Origin of the sequence: Plebeiibacterium marinum, assembly GCF_026013615.1 — a bacterium.
In the GTDB taxonomy this organism is placed as follows: domain Bacteria; phylum Bacteroidota; class Bacteroidia; order Bacteroidales; family Marinilabiliaceae; genus Saccharicrinis; species Saccharicrinis marinus_A.
Window position 1 is genome coordinate 1 of the sequence record NZ_JAPDPI010000094.1, and the last position, 3,765, is coordinate 3,765.

General features: G+C 38.5%; 1 protein-coding gene. It reads right to left on the minus strand.

The genetic code is table 11. The features are described 5' to 3' along the window. The coding region (locus OM074_RS20885) for a Calx-beta domain-containing protein (RefSeq protein WP_301202645.1) at positions 1-3,765 on the minus strand (3,765 nt) is incomplete at both ends.

The following is a 3,765-nucleotide window of genomic DNA, read 5'->3' on the forward strand; positions in this document are numbered from 1 at the left end:
TGATCGCAAGCACCATTTGAATCACATACTTCATATACAAAAGAATCTTCTCCATTAAAGTCGGCATCTGGTGTATAAGTGTATGTTCCATCAGCATTGATAACTAAACTACCATTGGTTGGCCCTGTTACCGGAGTTGTATTAATGGTTAATTCATCCCCATCAGGATCGCTATCATTAGACAATAGTGTTGTTCCATTTAACACGCCATCCTCGTCTACACTTGCAACATCATCAGTGGCAACCGGTGCATCATTGATCGGATTTACTGTAATAACTACAGTAGCTGTAGAACAATCGTTGTCTACATCACAAACCTGATAATCAAATGTAATAGATCCGGAAACATCAGAATCTGGAGTTATAGTTAAGGTATTATCTTCATTAACTACAACTGAACCATTTTCTGGTTGTGCAACAATAGTGACTACAAGTCCTCCGTCTTCAAGACCAGAATCATTTGTAAGAACATTGATAGTTACAGGAACATCTTCATCGGTATCACCAGAATCGTCAGTTGCTACGGGTAAGTTGTTTGATAAAGAATCGTTATCCTCATTGAGTACAACAACATCATCAACAACCTTATTGCTATACTTAGCATCCAAACTTGATGCATCACCAGTAACAATATTAAACTGAATATTTCCATCTATATCAGCATCGTCAACTCCCGTCACAATTATTGTTTGTGGGTGATCCCAATCAGATGGCGTAAACACTATTTCTGTAACAGCAAGAGATCCTTCTGTTAAATCATCAGGTACTAATGATATTGTTACATTATCCGTAGGTTTAGAAGTCAGTACAACAGTGAATGTGGCAGTTTGTCCACCTTCTGTTGTATTATTTGAAATAGCAGAAATAGTAATTCCTGCATCATCATTATCAGTAATTGTTCCTGTTGCAATATCAGATGCATCAACAAGAGAATTTGATGTGCTTAAAGCTACCCCATAGGTTTCATTATCTTCATCAATCTGATCTTCAGTAGTTGGTACTTCAAATGTTTTTGTTTCTCCTGCAGTACCGGTAAATTCAACAGAGCCAGAAAGATTGGATAAGTCATCAGGAATAATGGCAGAATCATCGCTAATACTATAATTAACCGTTACTCCTCCTTCAACAGCTTTATCTAATGTAATAGTATAAGTTGCAGTCTCTCCTTCAGTTACTGTTATATTTTCTATGGTTACTAAAGCAGGACCATCATTATCCGTAATTGTTCCAGTTGCAGTATCATCTGAATTAACATCTGTATTGCTGCTGGAAAGATTAACTGTAAAAGTCTCTGGATTCTCAACAATATCATCATCAGGGATGCTTACTTCAAAAGTATGAGACTCGTTAGCAGTACCTGCAAAAACAATTGTGTTTGACGTATTATTGTAATCCGAACTACCTGTAGCAGTAATATCTGTAAAGCTATATGTTATAGTTGTTCCACCTACAATTGCCTTATTTAAAGTAACCGTAAAGGTGGCTGTTCCTCCCTCTGTTACCGTTACATCTTCAATGGTAACATTGGTAGCATCATCATCAATAATAGTTCCTGTTGCAGTATCTTCTGTGTTAACCAATGCGCTAGCAGAACTTAATTTTAAAGTAAAGCTTTCACTTCCTTCAACCTGATCATCATCTGTACCATTAATAGTAATGATTTGAGTTTCTCCTGCAGTTCCGGTAAACACAACTGGAACTGTTGTGTCATTAAAGTCATCACCTGCCGTGGCAGTAACATTAATAAAACTATAGGTTACCGTAAAACCACCTTGAACAGCTTTATCGGATGTCAGGATAAATGAGTTAGAACCATTCTCATTAAGTGTAATATCCTCAACAGTAATTGTAGTAACTCCATCGTCGTCACCAATAGTAACTGTTGCATCATCATTGTCTGTATCAATTGAGATATCACTATCTCCTGAAGAAATAGAAGTTAAAGTTACCACTACAGTTTCATCTCCTTCAACTACATCATCTCCCAATACAGATACCGGGATGGTTACAGAAGCAGTATTGGCCGGTATAGTTACCGTTCCGGAAAGAGCCGTATAATCAGAATCTTCATCTGCAGAACCGGACACGGAATAACTTACCTCAGTAGTTGTTTGACTTACCTTAGTAATGCTTACTGTAAACTCGCCATTATCAGGACCTGTTTCGTTACCTGAAGCATCATTAGCAGATATGCTTACTAAAGCAACATCATCGTCACCAATAGTAACTGTTGCGTCATCATTGTCTGTATCAATTGAGATATCACTATCTCCTGAAGAAATAGAAGTTAAAGTTACCACTACAGTTTCATCTCCTTCAACAATATCATCTCCCAATACAGATACCGGGATGGTTACAGAAGCAGTATTGGCCGGTATAATTACCGTTCCGGAAAGAGTTGTATAATCAGAATCTCCATCTGCAGAACCGGACACGGAATAACTTACCTCAGTAGTTGTTTGACTTACCTTAGTAATGCTCACCGTAAACTCGCCATTATCAGGACCTGTTTCGTTACCTGAAGCATCGTTAGCAGATATGCTTACTAAAGCAACATCATTATCTGTAATTACTCCTTCTCCCTGGTCATCTGCAATGGTTGCATTTGATGCAGAAGAAAGATTTACGTAAAGTGATTCTGAACCTTCAACAATATCATCGTTGTTAACTGTTACAACAACCGTTTTTGTCGTTTCACCCGGATTAAAAGTAAGTGTTGTTGTATTTATTTTATTGTAATCGTTATCTGCAAGCGTTGCCGTATTATTTGCAGTTGCATACTCCACTGTTACTGTCTCAGTGGATGCTGCATTTAGCGTAACCTCAAAGTTTAAGTTTCCACTGCCTTCAGTTGCACTTGCATTTCCAATACTAATTGTTGGCGTAACTGTAACATTTGATGTTGCAGCCAAAGCACCACTACATCCGTTTTCGTCATAGTTAACGCTAACTGAATAACTACCTCCTTTATTCCATGTTAAAGTAACTGAATTATCTGTCACTGTTCCACCAGCAGTTACTGTTGCTTCCGCTGGAATTGTCCAGTCATAATTCGACTTTCCTGAGGTTGTCGTATAAACATGACCTTCAGTTCCTGCTATAACCGAGGTTACTTCAGCAGTAAATACAGGAGTTGGTAACTCATTAACTGTTATATAGTTTGTTTTTGTTTCTGAAACAGTTGCTCCATCAGTAATCGATAGAGAAACGGTCTTCTGACCTCCAACTGAATATACTACATTATGTGGCCCAGCTCCCGTTGCAGTTGCAGGACTTGCGTTTGCACCAAAATCCCAACTATAATTCGTTGATCCCGATGCACCTGTAGAAAGATCACTGAAAACAACAGTCTCTCCAGTACATGCTGAAACCTGATCCGCCTCAAAATCTGCTGCTAAGCTACATCCTTGAAGGCTTATTCCTAATGTCTTAGCTTCTCCAATGCAGCCAGTGGCATTAGTCTCTGTTACAGATATATTTCCATTTGTTTCTCCGAAATCAACTGTAATCTGATTGTTTTCAGGACCTGCTGCTCCTGATGTTATTGTTGCTCCAGATGGCACACTCCATGAATAAGATGAACCGGCAGTTAAAGTAACACTATAGGTTACATCAGATTCGCTACATGAAGGAGTTGCATCTCCAGTGATTTCAGAGGTTGAAGGAAGCCCATTAACCGTTACCGTTGTTGCATCAGATTCCGGACTAACACATCCATTAGCAGAAACAATAACAGAGTAATCTCCAGAAGTTGTAGCACTATAA